Source organism: Trichocoleus sp. DQ-U1 (genome assembly GCF_039961925.1).
In the GTDB taxonomy this organism is placed as follows: Bacteria; Cyanobacteriota; Cyanobacteriia; order Cyanobacteriales; family FACHB-T130; genus FACHB-T130.
In genome coordinates, this window is the sequence record NZ_JAMPKB010000007.1 from 17221 (window position 1) to 34765 (window position 17545).

The 17545-nt window shown below is 47.3% G+C and carries 6 protein-coding genes; 1 reads left to right on the top strand and 5 read right to left on the bottom strand.

Features of this window, described 5'->3' with window-relative positions; all coding sequences use genetic code 11:
- The first annotated feature begins 133 nt into the window (after positions 1 to 133).
- The gene (locus tag NDI34_RS04645; RefSeq protein ID WP_190411657.1) at positions 134 to 1006 is read left to right on the top strand and encodes an S-methyl-5'-thioadenosine phosphorylase; all 873 of its coding nucleotides are present in this window, start codon (positions 134 to 136) and stop codon (positions 1004 to 1006) included.
- Between the two features lie 27 nt (positions 1007 to 1033).
- On the opposite strand, the gene NDI34_RS04650 is transcribed toward NDI34_RS04645, so the two are convergent.
- The 5 genes from NDI34_RS04650 to NDI34_RS04670 form a co-directional block, all read right to left on the bottom strand.
- Complete coding sequence (locus NDI34_RS04650) at positions 1034 to 11545, bottom strand: CHAT domain-containing protein (RefSeq protein WP_348232004.1); 10512 nt, start codon at positions 11543 to 11545, stop codon at positions 1034 to 1036.
- A gap of 808 nt (positions 11546 to 12353) precedes the next feature.
- Positions 12354 to 12770: an ATP synthase F1 subunit epsilon gene (gene atpC, locus NDI34_RS04655; RefSeq protein WP_348232048.1), complete on the bottom strand. Its 417-nt coding sequence runs from the start codon at positions 12768 to 12770 to the stop codon at positions 12354 to 12356.
- 98 nt (positions 12771 to 12868) lie between these two features.
- Positions 12869 to 14317 carry a F0F1 ATP synthase subunit beta gene (gene atpD / locus NDI34_RS04660; RefSeq protein WP_190411654.1) on the bottom strand — a complete coding sequence of 483 codons (1449 nt, stop codon included), beginning with the start codon at positions 14315 to 14317 and terminating at the stop codon, positions 12869 to 12871.
- Between the two features lie 443 nt (positions 14318 to 14760).
- Positions 14761 to 15579 (bottom strand): choice-of-anchor L domain-containing protein, encoded by an 819-nt coding sequence (locus tag NDI34_RS04665; protein ID WP_348232005.1) that lies wholly within the window; start codon positions 15577 to 15579, stop codon positions 14761 to 14763.
- Between the two features lie 757 nt (positions 15580 to 16336).
- Complete coding sequence (locus tag NDI34_RS04670) at positions 16337 to 17191, bottom strand: PEP-CTERM sorting domain-containing protein (protein WP_348232006.1); 855 nt, start codon at positions 17189 to 17191, stop codon at positions 16337 to 16339.
- Positions 17192 to 17545 lie beyond the last annotated feature (354 nt).

Below are 17545 nucleotides of genomic sequence, written 5' to 3' on the forward strand. Positions count from 1 at the left end.
AAGAGAATGTAACAATTCCTTCATAATTTGGTGATTCTCATCATTGACAAATCAGATTCAAATCAGATTGTCTATCAAAACACTCCCTAATTTCCCGTAAAATAGCTTGGCGTTGTAGCAAGAAGGCAAAAAAATGACTCAGGCTCGGATTGGGATTATCGGTGGCAGCGGTCTCTACAAGATGGAGGCGCTCAAAGATGTAGAAGAGATGCAAATCTCCACGCCTTTTGGCTTCCCCTCTGATGCTTTGATATTGGGAACTTTGGAAGGAACGCGAGTGGCTTTTCTGGCACGTCACGGTCGCAATCACACGCTGTTGCCTTCTGAGTTGCCGTTTCGAGCCAACATCTACGCCATGAAGCAACTAGGCGTCGAGTACCTAATCTCTGCATCGGCGGTAGGTTCTCTCAAAGAAGAAGCGAAACCTTTAGATATGGTAGTGCCGGATCAATTTATTGACCGCACCAAGAATCGAGTTTCTACCTTTTTTGGGGAAGGGATTGTGGCTCATATTGGGTTTGCCGATCCCGTGTGCAATCAATTGGCTGGAGTTGTGGCAGATGCGATCGCATCTTTAAACTTACCCGATGTCACGCTCCATCGCGGTGGTACTTATGTTTGTATGGAAGGACCCGCATTTTCTACAAAAGCTGAATCGCATCTTTACCGCAGTTGGGGTGCCACAATCATTGGCATGACTAATTTACCAGAGGCGAAGTTAGCCAGAGAAGCAGAAATTGCTTATGCAACCTTAGCATTAGTAACAGATTACGACTGTTGGCACCCCGATCACGACAGCGTAACGGTAGAAATGGTCATTGCCAATCTGCAACGCAATGCAACCAATGCTCAAAAAGTAATTCAAGAAACTGTTCGGCGTCTGAGTGAAAATCCGCCAGTTTCTGATGCTCACTCGGCTTTAAAATATGCAATCCTCACGCGACTAGAGAACGTTCCGGCAGCAACAAAGGAGAAAATGGAGTTGCTGTTGAAGAAGTATTTGTAGTCAGCGGGTTTTTCATGCATTAACTTTCTACCAAGGACTCCCAATCATTGTGAAAGCTGACCAGAAATAAGGATGCTTTAGGTCTTTATCTCCGATTGATGCAAGAGAGGAGGGTAGAGGCATATTGCCATCAGAAGTATGCAGTTTTCCCCCTTCTAATCGCACCTTTCCCTTTAACATTGCTAGCTGTGCCTGTCGCAAAGCTTCCGCCTTAATCGGGGCTTTTTTCAATTCTTTGTAGAAATCTGTCATTAGCCCCAATGTGCCTTCATCGCTGACGTACCAAAGACTTGCCAGCGCTGACTTCACGCCTGCTTGCACGGCAAACCCGGCAAAGCCCAACTCGGCTTCTTCATTTCCCAGTGCGGAACGACAGGCACTCAGCACTAATAATTCCACCGCTGGTTTATTCCAGCCCAACTGACGCACTTGATCCAATCTCAATTGAGTGTCCCACAGCTGAATATAGGAGTTGCCGAGTGCCCCTGACTTAAATTCTGCATGAGTTGCGAGGTGGATAATTTCGTAGGGTGTAGAAGTGCGTTGTGCTTTTAAATTCTTGAGAGTGAAAGCTTCGTTGAGGAAGGATTTACCCTGCCATAGTTTAGAAGTAATCATCGACAATTCTACCGGCACAGCAGGCAATGGATTTTGCGTTTTGTTGGTAAAGCGGTCGGCACCCATTGCCAAGACTTTAGCGTTTTTAATGTTAGCGTAGCGGGTATCGGTGAGGCTGAGGCTAGGCATGAGACCGATACTATATTTCTCGATTAAAAACTGTTGACCGTCATGGAGGGCGGCGATAGGAAGCGATCGCAAGCCTGCATCCATAATGAAGACTAAATTCTGGATACCTTGGGCTTCTAACTCGTCCTTGATGGGTGCAATTAGCCACTGATACAGTTGTTCGGCGGGGGCACGGTAGTCGTCATTCAGTTTATTTTTATTGGTAATGGCGTTCCGCAACTTTCCAGCGACTTTCAGGATTTGCGATCGCGAAGCGGATGCGCCCAGCGCTCCTCGCTTGCTACCTGCTACACGCACCCGTTTCGTTTTCCCCTCTCCTGTTACCAGAATTAGCTCTAGTCGCTCATCGTCTTTGTTAATTTGAGTTTTTTGGCTACTAGAGACTTGATCCGGTGCAAAGACTGCATAAACAAATGCTGATTTGATGCTCGTCTGCTTCTCGATTTGGCTCAATAGGTTGGCGGCTGCTTTCGGATTGGTGATATTTCCCGTTTGCCCCAGATGTTGGTCAAATTTAGAGGTGATTGTGCTATCCAGGTCGCTCGTAGTATCAACCGTTACGTCAGAGACGCTAGTAGGCGTATTCAGAGGCATCGCGCCGAAGTAGGGAAGCAGGTTGTCTCCCGGACGGCGGGGAGTAATTTGAATATTGCCTTGGCGGTAAGGGCCAGGAAATTCTTTAGATGGCAAAATCGTACTGAGGAACCCAGTTCCGGTGGTGAGAGCGCCAGCCGTACCGTTTTCTGTCGCATCTCCTACCACGAAGGGAGTAAAGGAGGAACCGCCTCCGTGGGAAATCATAATCGCGCCGTCCCCAGCGCCTCCAATCGTGGAAATGCTGGTCGCAAATGGGTTTTTGGAATCGGTGAAGGTGCCTGTAGCGCGGAAGAACCGATCGGTTGTAATTTTAACAACGCCTCCGAAGGCGCTCCCTCCACTTTGGGCATTGATGGAGACAACTTGAATGTCATCCATTGGCTTTTTGTTGAGTTCAATCAGCGGGTTCGCCAAGGTGACATTTCCACCTTTCCCGAAGCTGGAACTAGAGTCGATAACTCCAGCAGTGATGATGCCTTGAGCGGAAACTTCAATATCCCCACCGCCTGCTGTTCCTTGAGAGAGCAAATTGCCGCTTTGAATGGCTGCTGCATCGCTTAGGAGAGCGTGAAGCGGAGCTATCGCCGTTAGGCGAATCGCGCCGCCGGTGCCATTGGTAGAAGATGTGTCAATATTTGCCGTGGTGATGCTACCTGGAGCCGCAACGGTGACTGCACCCCCGCCGGTTGTACCTTTGGAGGTCACATTTGCAGCGGTAATGGCTCCTTTTTGGCTGGTAAGTGCGATCGCTCCCCCGGTGCCTTTTTCGGAAGCAGAATCAATATTGGCAGCAGTGATATTGTCTTGAGCAGAGACAGTGATGGGAGAACCGGAAGTTTTCACATTTCCAGTCTGTACGGTTCCGTTTTGGCTGGTAAGGGCGATCGCATTTCCAGCACCTTTAGTCGCTGTTGCGTCTAGATCCAGCGTCGTGATGCTGTCATTGGCGATAACTGTAATTCCCCCAGCATCCGTATCGCCTTTGGATATCAAACTTCCCGTTTGTATCGCGCCTTGTTTGCTGTTGAGAGCGATCGCACCGCCAGCACCCGTTGCAGAAGAGGAGTCTAAGGCTGCGGTATTAATGGCTTCCGTGTCACTGGTAAGGCTAATTCCCCCACCCTTAGAGGTGATATTGTTGGTAGTGATTTTTTGATTGGCGGTGAGATTAACCTTGCCACCGGATGAATCTAAAGTGCCATTACTAGCGATTGCACCTTGAGTGCTATTGAGGGCAATTTCCCCACCTTTGGAAGTGATATTGCTAGCGCTGACTCCGCCATTCCCATTTAGACTAACGTTGCCACCGGATGAATCTAAAATGCCATTACTAGCGATCGCACCTTGAGTGCTATTGAGGGCAATTTCCCCACCTTTGGAAGTGATATTGCTAGCGGTGACGCCTTGATTGGCGGTGAGATTAACCTTACCGCCGGATGAATCTAAAATGCCATTACTAGCGATCGCACCTTGGCTACTATTTAGAGCAATTTCCCCACCTTTGGAAGTAATATTGGCTGCGGTGACGCCTTGATTCCCATTTAGATTAACCTTACCGCCGGATGAATCTAAAATGCCATTACTAGCGATCGCACCTTGGCTACTATTTAGAGCAATTTCCCCACCTTTGGAAGTAATATTGGCTGCGCTAACTCCACCATTCCCATTTAGATTTACCTTGCCACCATTGGTGTTGAGACTACCTCCCGCCTGAATATTATTGGCGGTAATATTTATACCAGCTGGTTTAGTTGTCGTAATGTCACCTGCCAGCGTCGTAGTGCTACCAGATAACTGCGTCAGACTGCCTGCAACAATTGTTGAAAGGGCGGTCACATCGGTAGCATTCTCGATTAAGATTGCGCCTAACCCTTTACTTTCTCCCGCACCCACCGTTTTGCCGAAGAAGATGTTGCCGGTGCCTGCGATCATCTTTAGATCGTTGTATTCGCCCTTTTCGCTATCCAGGGTGCCATTGAAAGAAATGTTACCCGCACCCAAGAAACCTGTATTGAGGAAAGTATCATCCGTCAGAGTGACATCACCATTAAAAATGATGTTGCCATCCAAAGTCGTGATGATGCCTGATAAGAGTGTCTGCTTGGCGTTGACAGTCAATTGTTGGTATACATCGGCGCTGTTGCCTTTTAAGGTTGCATTCTCGCCACCGATAATGACAACACCCAAGTCATTATTGATAGTTAAATACTTCAGGAGATTCGGACTACCGACGTTCCCTTTAAAAATCGCTTGACCTGCACCCGGATTGAGCGTCAGTCCCTGTCCCTGCTGGTTATTAGGTGGTTGTTGAGCGCTAACATTGCCTTCAAAGATAATGTCACCGCCGCCGCTTGCGAGTGCGATATCAGTCGTCAGCCATACAGTTTTGCCGAGTTGACCTAGGCTAATGTTTTGCCCATTGGTAGTAATATTTGCTCCCAATTTGGTTGTCGCACCGTTGAGAGCGATCGCAGCATCATCCACTCCCTGAATTGTCCCGTTGACGTTAATCGTGCCATTCGGAGACTGAATTTTCACCGGATCGTCGAAGGTGACAGCATTGACATCAATCGTCCCAGTTCCGCTGTCACTACCAATGATGATGGGCTTAAAGCCACCCAAAGCATTAATATCTTTTTGGGTGATATCCAGCGCTGGTGTTTCTTCAAATCCGCCAATTGCGATCGCTTGATCGGGTGTTGCAGGCTGAAGCTGAACGGTACCGCCGCCAACGATTGTATTGTCTCCCCCGTCAAAGTTAATTTCAGCAGCCGTCAAATTGAGATTTCCGGTCAGATTGGCAGTGCTTTTAAATGCGACCAATGCTGCATTACTCACAGTCAAATTGCTGAGTGCAGCGCTTTTTCCCACCGGATTATTAAAGATAACGTTGCCAGTACCTGCTGCTAGATTCAGGTTCTGAGTTCCATTGACAGTATTGCTAAAGCTGATATCGCCTACTCCCGCACCCGTGTTGAGAGAGACTGCGCCGGTTAGGTTCACCGCACCGCTGAAGCTGATAGTGTCGTTGGTGGTAGTAATATCTCCAGCGGTAATGACTCCTCCCGTCCCACCTTGACTGAAGGCTCCATCGAGGTTCATATCTGCGGCAGCATCAATTGTCAGCGTTCCAGTATTGTTGATACTGACGCCACCACTATTTGTCGTGGTAACTGGGCTTTTGAAAACAAAGTTGTTGCCGTTTAAGTGAATGCCGTTGGCGCTATTCGTATTCAGTGCGCCGTTGAATGTGGTGGTGCCACTACCTGCTTTCTGAGTAATACTGGCGGCTGTAATTGCTTGTGCTTGTACGTTTTGGGCACTGTTAATGGTTACAGAACCAAGTTTGCTGCTACCCCCGACCGCATCTGTAAAATTGATGTTGCTAGTACCGGCAGTCAAAGTTAGGTCGTGATTGCCATTCAAGGTGTTGCCAAAGCTAATATCGCCTGCACCCGTTTCCAGGAGAATAGAACCTGTAAGATTTACGCCTTGGTTAAATTGAATGCTGCTAGCGGTGATATTGCCTGCTGTGGAAACGCTACCCGTGCCATTTTGCACAAAGGCTCCGCTTAAGTCCATCTTTACACCAGAAGCAATCGTCAGCACATCGCTATTGGTGAGGGTAAGATTGCCTCCATCTGTGGTATCAATGCCTGAATTAAGAGTCGTTGCACCGCCGATGAGATGAATCGATGCATTAGTGGTAATTCCCGGCGATGTTCCCTGCACCGTCAGCGTCCCTTTGCCAGCTTGAATCGTTACAGCATCTTTGAAGGTTGCCGAATCTACAACGATGTTTTGGCCTTCGCTAGCATTCCCAATGGTGATGCTGCTAAATCCGTCTTTCAACGCTGCCAGGTCAGTATCGTTGATATTTAGATGGGAAGCATCTTTATCGAATCCAATTGCGATCGCTTTCCCCACCGTTGCTGTCTGAAGTGTCAGATTTCCCGTGCCAGCAACCGAATCCGTTCCGCCCGAAAAGTTAATTTCATCCCCCTTTAGGATGATATCCCCGGTCAACAGAACATTATTCCCATAGCTTTGACTATTAGCAGTGGTCACATTACCGTTGAGCTTGGTTGTCCCACCAACTCCAGTGGTAGCTAGGCTAGCAGTATTGACAGTGCTGTTGAAGGTGATATCACCGATACCAGCGTTCACAGTTAAATTTTTCTGACCATCAACTGTACTGTTGAAAGCGATCGCGCCATTGCTAGCGCTAGTATCAAAATTGACATCCTCACTTAAGCTAACGCCTTGGTTAAACTTAATGCCGCTAGCGGTGATATTTCCACCTGTAGAAACTTTACCCGTACCGTTTTGTAAGAAGGCTCCAACCAGAGTCATGTCTGTGGCAGGGGCAATTGTTAGTTGTCCACTGTTATTGATAGTGACGCCGCCACCCGTGGTATTGATGGCACCGTTGAGCTTGAAAATGCTGCCCTTCAGGTTAATATCACCCGCAGCGTTCAGCGTACTGTAGGTGGTGGTGCCAGTTGTGGGGGTGACGGCTCCCTGAGTAATGCTAGTTGCTGAAATTGCCCCAGCTTGTACGTTGCTAGCACTGTGAATTTTAAAATTGCCCAGTCCGGAAGCATTGCTCAGTGTAATATTTCCCGTACCTGCGCTCAGTTCTAAGTCTTTGCCATCACCTGTAATGGCTCCGGTGAAAATATCGCCGCCACCAGTTCCGGTATCCAGCTTCAGCAGTCCCGTCAGAGTAACGGGACTGCTGAAGCTAATTTTGTCGTTGCTAGTGGTAATGTCACCTGCTGTGGAGACTGCCCCCGTCCCAGTTTGGCTGAAGCCTCCGGCAAGATTCATGTCTGCGTTTGCAGCAATGGTCAAATTGCCACTGTTGTTGATGGTGACAGTGCCATTGGAGGTAGTTGTGACAGGGCTGTTGAAGATAAATTCAGTGCCACTCAAGTTAATCCCAGTGGCGGTATTTGTCTTCAATTCTCCATTAAAGGTGGTGGTGCCTGTGCCTGCTGTTTGGGTAATGCTGGCAGCAGCGATCGCTTTTGTGTCTACATCTTTGGCGCTGGTGAAAGTGAGGTTGCCTATCGGGGTATCACTACTACCCACTGCACCATCAAGCTTAATGTTACCCGTGCCTACGCTCAGTTCCATGTTCTTGCCACTGCCTGCGATCTCTCCGGTGAAAGCAATGTCACCGCTACCCGTTCCGGTATCGAGTTTGATATTTCCGGTGAGAGTGACATTTCCACTAAAGCTGATGCCGGTTTCAGCTTGAATATTACCCGCAGTGGAAACGGTTCCCAACCCTGTTTGCAGGAAGGCTTCTCCTAAGTTCATGTCTGCGTCAGGAGCAATCGTCAGTTTCCCGCTGTTATTGATAGTGATGCCGCCACTGGTGGTATTGATGGCACCCTTGAGGTTAAAAATATTACCAGTTAGCTGAATGTCGCTGGCAGTTATCGCACTGTAAGTACCGCTGCCAGCATTTTGAGTAAGGCTAGTGACGTTGATAGCAGCATTGGCGTTGACATTGCCGCTGTCAATTTTCAGGTTGCCGAGAGAGATACTGTTACCAACAGCATTGTTGAATTGGATAGTGCCCTTGCCTGCCTCTAAAGTCAGGTTTTGACCGCTGGGGTTTGTCCCGTTTAGGGTGTTATTAAAGGTGATATTACCCGTCCCTGTACCTGTTTTGAAAGCGATGTCCGCTCCAGTAAGAGTGACTGCACTTTTAAAGTTGATACCGTTTTCGGCGGTAATATTGCTTGCAGTAACGACCGATCCGGAGCCGTTTTGCACGAAGGCTCCCCCTAAATTTATGTCTGCATTAGGGGCAATCGTCAGCTTGCCACCGTTGGTAATCGTCAAATTCTTGATTACAGATAACGGTAGCGATAGTGGTGCAGTGACATCTACAGTCCCTTTACTAATAAAGGTGAGATTCTCGGTAAGCGGGTTGAGAAGTGTCCCGATCTGGATGCTGGTGGTGTTGGTAGCATCCCCGATAATCAAATTACTGGCTGTAATATTTTTCAGTTGATCGAGAGTGAAGTTAATTCCTTCGACACTAATTCCTACGCCGATGCTTTGCCCTGAAAATTTGGGTGCCAGAGTAACTTCTGAACCCGCAATTGTTGATAAACCTAGGTCGAACTTGTCAGCAGTCAGGACAATGGGGTTAGCCTTGGCATCAACAGTACTCCCAAATTTAATTTCGTTTGCGGTTAGCTTGATACCACTTCCACCGCTGGTATTCAGCGCTCCCTTAAAGCTAGTGGTGCCTGTACCTAACGTTTGAGTGATGCTGGTGGCGGTAATTGCTCCAGATGTTACGTCGCCAGCACTGTCAATTATCAGAGCGTCCAGTCCGGTCGTGCTGCCCAGTTTAATAGTTCCTGTACCAGCACTCAGTTCTAAGTCTTTGCCACCGCCTATAATGGCTCCGCTGAAAGTAATATCACCGCTACCCGTTCCGGTATCCAGCTTGACATCTCCCTTCAGGGTAACGGGACTGCTGAAGCTGATGTTGTCATTGCTAGTGGTAATGTCGCCTGAGAGAGAAACTGAGCTATTGCCTGTTTGTTCAAACGCTGCATTCAGTTCGATGTCTGCGGCAATGGTTAGAGTACCGCTGTTATTGATAGTGAGCTTGCCGAGTGGCTTGGTGCTACTACCCACTGCACCATCAAGCTTAATGTTACCCGTGCCTGCACTCAGTTCTAAGGCTTTGCCACCGCCTGCGATCGCTTGACTGAAAATAATGTCACCGTTGCCAGTTCCGGTGTTAAGTTTGATATCCTTTGCGAGCGTGACGTCACCGTTGAAGTGGATATTCTTGTTGTTGGTAATGTCACCATTCAGTGTGATTTGACCGCCAGTAATAAAGGTTAAATTCTTGTTCTGGAAAAGGGTCGATCCATTTGTACCGATGGCAATTCCGCCGGTATTGGTGCTTACCCCAACGATCAAATTATCAGCCGTGATGTTATTCAGCTGAGTTGCTGTAAAGTTCAAGTTTTGATCGGTATTGTCAATCCCAATCTTTGTCGTTGCTTTCTTGGGTCTTAGGATGACATCTGAACCTTTAATGGTTGAGGAACCCAGTTTAATCGTGTCAGCCGTCAGAACAATCGGTTTCGCTCCGGCATCTACAGGTTTATTTTTGAAATCAATAGTATTTGTAGTTAGCTGAATACCACCCTCACTACTAGTTTTCAGCGCTCCATCAAAGGTGGTGGTACCCGTACCTGCTTTTTGGGTGACGCTAGCGGCGACGATCGCTTTTGTGTCTATGTTGGTGGCGCTGGTGAAAGTGAGGTTGCCTATCGGGGTATCACTACCCACTGCACCATCAAGCTTAATGTTACCCGTGCCTGCGACCAGCTCTAAGTTTTTGCCACCACCTGTAATGGCTCCGGTGAAAATATCGCCGCCACCAGTTCCGGTATCCAGCTTGACATTTCCCGTGAGGGTAACAGCACTTTTGAAGCTGATTTCATCCTTGCTAGTGGTAATGTCGCTACCAATGGAGACTGTTCCACTTCCGGTTTGGTTGAAGGCTCCGCCTAAGTTTAGATTGGCATTAGCATCTATCTTCAGCAGCTGCGTGCTATTAATTGTCAGACCGCCCTTGAGCTTTATCGGAGCGTTCAAGTTGACGGTCGCAGCGTCCAACGCAAGATTGTAAGTATTGGTATTGCTGCTGGCATTGATAGCACTTTTTACATCAATGTTTTCCGTGGCTGCAATTGATACATTGCCACTGTTAAGCATGGTTTTCACCTTGCCAGCGGAAATCTTGAATGTATCGTTGTCCTTGCCATCATCAGCCAGGATTGTCTTGTCATCAAGCTGATTGTTGTCATCGTCTGCGGTATCAATGACAACGCTTTTCGGGTCTAATAGCAACTGACCGCCCTTTCCTAGGGGCGCACCCACATCTACTAAACCGTCAAAGTCCAAGTTTTGTTTGCCTGACACTTCGACAAAGCCACCATTTCCACCTTGAGTGCCGCCACGAGCTGTAATATTGCCGTAGAAGCGGGTTGTCTCATCTGCCCAAACAATTACTTTACCGCCGTTGCCGTTGAGGAGAGCATCTGCGGCAATCAGAGAGTCGCTACTGACGTAGGTGCGCGATGCATTTGGTAGTGTGCCCTTCCCTTGATAATCGCCGCCAATTCGCACTGTGCCGCCGCCGAGGGTTCCGGAAGCATTAATGTTGGCACCCACCAATCCCACTTTATTGCCGACAATTTGGACGGTGCCTCCGGTTTGTCCTGGGGCAGTGTTTGAGGTATTCAGGGAACCAGAAGCAATTACAGTACCTGTATCTGTGGGTATTGCAGTACCGGAACCTGTTAAATAAACCGTGCCGTCAGCGGCGACAGTCATTTTCGTGGCTCCCACATCCCCAGCACCTGTCAACAGCTGAGGTAAGGAGGCAATCGGAAGCTTCCAGTCATTCGGTTGATTGCCTGCTGCTGCTAGGGGTTGAATTTCTACACTCAGTAAACTTCCTGCCTGAGAAATGCGTACTACGCTCTCACCAGGCACTGCTGCCACCGTGATATTACCTCCCGGTGCTGACAATTGCCCGGTACTGACTACGGTGCCACCGAGTAAGGTTAAATTCTGTCCGGCGTTGACTGCCAAGTTTCCAGCATTTGCGATCGCTCCCGGCTGACTCATTGCGAAGGCAAAGCCGTTGGGCGTACCCACTAAAGCGTTATAGTCGTTGGCACCTGTGGCGCTGAACCAATTGCTCCCAAAGCCAATGCCGTTAGCAGTGGTGGCGGTGAAGGAGGCAGGCACATTTAGGCTGGCTCCTGCGCCAAAGATAATGCCTGCGGGGTTCATCAAGAACAGGTTTGAATTCCCACCCGTAACCTGGATGAGACCGTTAATTACTGAGGCATTTCCCCCATTGACACGACCCAGGATGTTTTGAATGGATGGGTTTGAGAGGAAGTTGCCTATCTCGTTTTGATTCAGCCCAAACTGAGTGAAGCTGTGGAAGAGATTCGAGCCATTACTAGAAAGGGTGCCGCCACTAATGTCAATCTGGTTTCCATTCTGGTTAACCAGAGTATTCGTGTCATTGGGAGCCGGAATGATTGACTGTGCTGAGGTGGATGTGGCACCTACAGAACCCCCATACAACAACAGGGCTAACAGGGCACCGATTCTGCTGGTAAATACTGACATCAATCTCTTCCTTAGGGGTGATGAAAAATTTGCGGCAACTCTACAGTCCCCAATTTTTCTGGGTCACTCCGTAATATCACAGCTTTGATGAAGGAATGATTAATTAGATATTGAATACTTTAAAGAGTTGATAAAGATGGGTATTTTGCTTTAGGAAATTTTCATAAAGCTGGCTATTTTTGCTTTGGTTTTTATAGGCTGCTTGTTGAATTCATTGCAACTGAAGCCTTTTTGAGACCTGCCTCAACTTTGCATTTTTTAACTTTCGACAGGTAGCAGGATTAATATTCGACCATTCAGCAGCAAACCTGATTTTTTAGACAAAGCAGGCTAGTGGTTAATCATTTTTCGTCAAAAGCAGATGTGGAAGTGTAAAAATAATTATTAATTAGTAAAAATATTTGTGTATTTATTTATAGTATTTTTTAGCCGAAATATACATTATGAATTGGCTCGATCATTTAAGCGTGAACAGATGGAAAGATTCTCAGGTATGGGAATATTTTATAAATATTGTTTTTTATGGCTAATTGTTCATTGATTAGCAATCTTGCCATTAGCTGTCCCAAATTAGTTGCAGATGAATTGAGAAGTGGGATACATCTGTAAAGACATGACAGTCAAAAAGTCCCTACCGAACGTTAGAGCTGCACTATATTCCACCCAACTGACAAACGCTCTAAATTTCTCAAGCAAGCGATCGCTTCGCTGAGTGCAATACTCATGATTGTTAACCTCTCCCAAACGAAAAACTTCTCCCGTTGAGTTACAGGAGAAGCTTTTCAGAAGACTTGAGTGTTGACAGATTTTAGGCTTGAACCATGCCACCAGCAGCTTGAAAACGAGCGCGGGCGCGTCTGAGGGCTTGAGTTGCTTGAATTTGCTCTTGACGGGAACCACCACCCTCAACCTGATTAAGCCTCGCCTCAGCTTCGGTATAAGCAGCACGGGCTTGTTCCCGATCGATTTTGTCGCCGCGCTCGGCACCGTTAACCAGAATGGTTACTTCATTCTCATCCACTTCTGCAAAGCCACCCATGAGGGCGATGGACACCCAATCTTTACCAGAACGGACACGCATGACACCGATATCCAGTGCGGTCAATAAAGGAGCATGACCGCTGAGGATACCGAGTTGACCTGTAGTGCTAGGCAGAATTACTTCTTCAGCACTAGAATCCCAGACAGTTCTGTCGGGAGAAACAACGCGAACAGTTAAAGCCATAATTTGTGAGTTGTCAGTTGTTAGTTGGTCATTGGTCATTGGTCATTAGTCATTAGCCAGTGAAAAAAGGCTAATGACTAATGGCAAATGCCTATGGACTAGCTTTTGATTTTTTCAGCTTTAGCGATCGCTTCTTCAATATTGCCGACCATGTAGAAAGCCTGCTCTGGCAATGAATCCAGCTCTCCAGACAGAATCTTCTTGAAACCGTTGATTGTTTCTTGCAGATTCACGTATTTCCCTGGAGATCCGGTGAAGACTTCTGCCACGAAGAATGGCTGAGACAAGAAACGCTCAATTTTACGCGCACGAGCCACCGTCAAGCGGTCATCTTCAGACAATTCATCCAGACCCAGAATGGCGATGATGTCTTGCAGCTCTTTGTAGCGCTGTAGCGTTGCCTGAACTTCACGAGCAATCGCGTAGTGTTCCTCACCAACAACACTGGGTTGCAACATGGTGGAAGTGGAATCTAGCGGGTCAACAGCGGGATAAATTCCCTTCGCTGCTAAGCCACGAGACAACACAGTGGTTCCGTCCAAGTGAGCAAAGGTGGTTGCTGGCGCGGGGTCGGTCAAGTCGTCGGCTGGTACGTAGACGGCCTGAATTGAGGTAATCGAACCTTCGGTGGTGGAGGTGATTCGCTCTTGCAGGTCGCCCATATCTGTTGCCAGAGTCGGCTGATATCCCACAGCAGAAGGCATCCGTCCCAGTAGCGCTGATACTTCCGAACCCGCTTGCACAAACCGGAAGATGTTGTCGATAAACAGCAGCACGTCTTGCTTACTGACATCGCGGAAATACTCAGCCATTGTCAGTGCGGCTAACCCAACGCGCATTCTCGCTCCGGGTGGCTCGTTCATCTGACCGTAGACCAGGGCGATTTTCGATTCGCTGAGGTTATCTTCTTTGATAACCCCAGATTCTTTCATTTCGTTGTAGAGGTCATTTCCCTCGCGGGTACGCTCTCCCACACCGCCGAACACAGACACACCACCGTGATTGATCGCGATGTTGTTGATCAGTTCCATCATAATGACGGTTTTACCAACACCAGCACCGCCGAATAAACCAATCTTGCCACCACGGCGATAAGGAGCCAGCAGGTCTAACACCTTGATTCCGGTTTCAAACACCGATGGCTTCGTTTCCAAGTCAGTGAACTTGGGAGCCGGACGGTGGATGGGGAAGGTTTCTTCAGTATTGACTGGCCCTTTATTGTCTACGGGTTCGCCAAGAACGTTGAAAATCCGACCCAGAGTGGCAGGGCCAACGGGGACGGTAATGGCAGCGCCGGTGTCTACTACTTCCATGCCGCGCACCAAACCATCGGTGGAACTCATGGAAACAGCACGCACTTGGTTGTCACCCAAAAGTTGCTGCACTTCGCAGGTTACGGACACGTCCTGTCCGGCTTCGTTTTTGCCTTCAACTTTTAAGGCATTGTAAATCTGCGGCATTTTGCCGCTGGGAAACTCCGCATCGATAACGGGACCGATGATTTGGGTAATACGCCCTACGTTTGTCTTGTCTGTGGTGGCTACCATGCTTGTGCCTATGTTGTGAATCTATCTGTATAGATACGGGAAAACAGTCTTAACATTTAGCAATGCCATTTTCCAGAGTACCACTGAAAGGATGCCGAATCTGTCTGGCGGCTTGAGTTGATCCCCATATAGGAATATAGGATGCGATCGCGCTCATGCGAAGCGAGGCGTTAGCCTAGCGCAGAAAAAGTCAGTTCGCTCTTTCGTGTTCTGAATCGAGACAGTGCCGTATCATCTTTGGGTTTCTGCCAGTGGCGGAGATTGCTCTAATTGTTGAATCAGTAACCAGACGACGGCACCAAGAGCAAGTTAGTAGCTATAAAAAAATGGCTGTGCCTCCTGAAAGACACAGCACTATCAAAAATTATGCTTCGGATCTAAGCTCTTACTCTTGTGCCTGAGATAGGCAAACCACCTAAACTATCTTTGCCATCCCAGCCAAATTAAGCTTTTAGTGCTTTTTGCTTGTGGCGACGGCTCATCAAAGTCATACCACCGACACTCAGCAAGCCGAGCATTAAGCTGGGTTCCGGAACATCCTTCGGAGGCGCTACGACTCCCACAGACTTACCTTTAATGAACACAGCGGAATCGAATGAAGTATCTCCTACATCCTTAATCTTGATGCTAAGAGTGTTCTTGGCGTTTTTGTTGAGCAAACCTTCAAACGTCAAGGTTTTGGTGTAACCATCTAACTCAGTACCAAGACTCCCTAGGGGATTGTTAATGTAGTCGGCATGATAAGGACCAGCCGCATTGGGAACAAGGTTGTTAATCGTGACGGTTTTGCCATCGGTCAACTTCGCTAGGTTGACGCCATTGAGCAACAGTTCAAAAGAGTCGTTGTACGCAGAACCACCCCACTCTACGAACTCTTCCGAGCCGAAGACATATTGGAAGAACAGCTTCTCTACGGTCGCGCCAGCATCAAAGCTAATATCGAGCTGAGCCAATGTTCCAGAACCTGAAGTACCTTCAGAATCATTAGGACCGACTACATCGGTGACATTCCCGGTACTCAAGACGATGCCGTCTTTCAAACCGAAGGGGTCGTCACTGAAAAGACCAAAAGCATCAGTATTGCCTGTGGCATTGACCGAAAAGTTACTCAATCCAGTCGTATCGCCCAACAGAGCATTCAGCAAAGCATTCGTATTGTTGTTTGGAGTTACCGTGAATGCCATTGCTGAATTCCCAAACATCGTCAGGGCAGCAGTAACACCAATAGCGGCTGAAGCAGAGATTTTACTAATAAGATTCATGGTTCGTCTCATACAAGATAGATGCTGGCAGTGAAAATGCCTAGGTGTTCGCAGCTTTTTTATAAACAGAAGCTGTAACTACTTAGAAAGTTTGTTCCTTAGGCTTACTTTTACTACAGGTACAAGTATGCGTATTTCGTAAAAGCTACTGATTAATTTTGATAATTCTTCAGCACTTATACAAATGTATATTCGGCTCAAAATGTCAATAAGTGAATCTTATAAAGTTGGAGAAAGACGAACTGTAGAAATTACTTAGGCTTTAATGTTGTTTTTGCTTACCAGCTATCAAGGCATGAAAGCCTTTTCAGGTAAGGTATCTGCTCATCAATATTTATCCGCAGCTTTACAGAAAACTTACAATTATAAAATAACTTACAAGGGAAGAATAGTTGCGGAATTTCCTATCCAATAAAGCTTTAATAGTAATTTGCTGCTGAAAAATAAATGAAGATTCTATGAAGCTCTAAGTTGACAGATACGTAAATTTACTTAAGAAGTATTACGTAGAACAGGTTTTTATTAGCTGCAATCTGCCTGCAAGAGCTTGGCTTCATCGTCGGGCGATCGCTTGTAAGGCATCTTAGGCAAGACGCGAACTGACAAGTCAGCGCTTCGCGATCGCGTTCTCCTGATTCACCATCGCATCTAGGGAAAGCCTCAATTGAATCATTCCGCAAAAAAACTGCCATGCCTTCGACAAGGAAGGCATGGTAGTCACGCAGTTAATCTGGCGCGAGGTGGATTGGCTTTTATCTTAAGCTTTGCCTTGCTGTTTGCGCTTGATCTGTGAAGTTGCCCCAAAAGCACCTACTGCTAGCAAACCAAGCACTGAAGCGGGTTCGGGGACTGACGTAGCTGCTTGCCCGAAAGTGAAGTTATCGAGAGTTGCGCGGGACACGAAGCCAGTTTGGGTGAAGGAGTCGGTGTCGTTGCTGTCGATGACGCCATCGTTGTTGGTGTCTCTGAGACCGTCCTGGTTCCAGGAGAAGTGGTGGGGAACTCCCAGCAACTTGATTGAGCTGATTGCCGTATCAGATGTGAATCCAACAAAATTAATTGAGGGATCGAAATCAAATACCTGGTCATTGATACTGATCTTAAAGTCGCCAGAACTTTGGTCGATCAAGTTCTTGAAATCGAATGCGATCGCTGTCGTATTCGATGGGAGAAGAATACTGAGGTGCTTGCTAACAGAATCGGAAGAGGATTCGCCACCGTATGACCGTGACTCCGAGTAGCTAAAGCCATAGGTATATAGCGCATCACCTGAACCTAAAATGGGGACTGAGTCACTATAGTCGTAGCCGTAAGGAAAACCCCCAACCACCGCCTTGGAATCACCACCTTTAAATTGGACACCTTTCTCCGTAAGGGTGGTGGTGCTGCCTCCGTAGTATGTGGACCCGTCGCCGTAGGGGTCGTTATCAGCTGTGTGCAAATCTTCAAAGTCAATATTCTGGAGATTTTTTGATCCAGCATTGAAGGCTGCACGATCCGAGTAGAAGGTTAAAGCTTGGGCAGGAGCAACAGCGGCGATTGCTGCAAGGGCTGCGGTTGCTACTATGACAGCATGAGGAATAAATTTCTTAACCAGGGTAGAAATAGCCATTAAACTTTTGACTCCAAAAAGGTGAACGTTGCGGTCTGAATACCCAGCCGTGCGAACATGCAAAATCTCTGCTGGGTCTATGAATATCCAGCTAGTGCGATCGCAGTTTTTCGATTAACAGTAGCGGTAAATACTTAAAATCTTCGTTCGTTAGGCTTATTTTGATTACAGGTCAAAGTATAGGTATTACGGAAAAGCTAGTCCTTGATTCTGATAATTCTTCAGAACCAAGACCCGTATTTTTTTTGCTCTAAATGTCAATAAGTAATTTTACATAAAATTGAAAAAGAGATGACCTAGAGAAATTACTTAGCCTGCTCTCTTACTTTCATTCGCCAATCATTAAAAAGCGAA

Coding starts and splice junctions, on each gene's coding strand:
- atpD (WP_190411654.1), bottom strand. CDS start 14,317: ATGGTAGCCACCACAGACAAGACAAACGTAGGGCGTATTACCCAAATC.
- atpC (WP_348232048.1), bottom strand. CDS start 12,770: ATGGCTTTAACTGTTCGCGTTGTTTCTCCCGACAGAACTGTCTGGGAT.
- NDI34_RS04650 (WP_348232004.1), bottom strand. CDS start 11,545: ATGTCAGTATTTACCAGCAGAATCGGTGCCCTGTTAGCCCTGTTGTTG.
- NDI34_RS04670 (WP_348232006.1), bottom strand. CDS start 17,191: ATGGCTATTTCTACCCTGGTTAAGAAATTTATTCCTCATGCTGTCATA.
- NDI34_RS04645 (WP_190411657.1), top strand. CDS start 134: ATGACTCAGGCTCGGATTGGGATTATCGGTGGCAGCGGTCTCTACAAG.
- NDI34_RS04665 (WP_348232005.1), bottom strand. CDS start 15,579: ATGAATCTTATTAGTAAAATCTCTGCTTCAGCCGCTATTGGTGTTACT.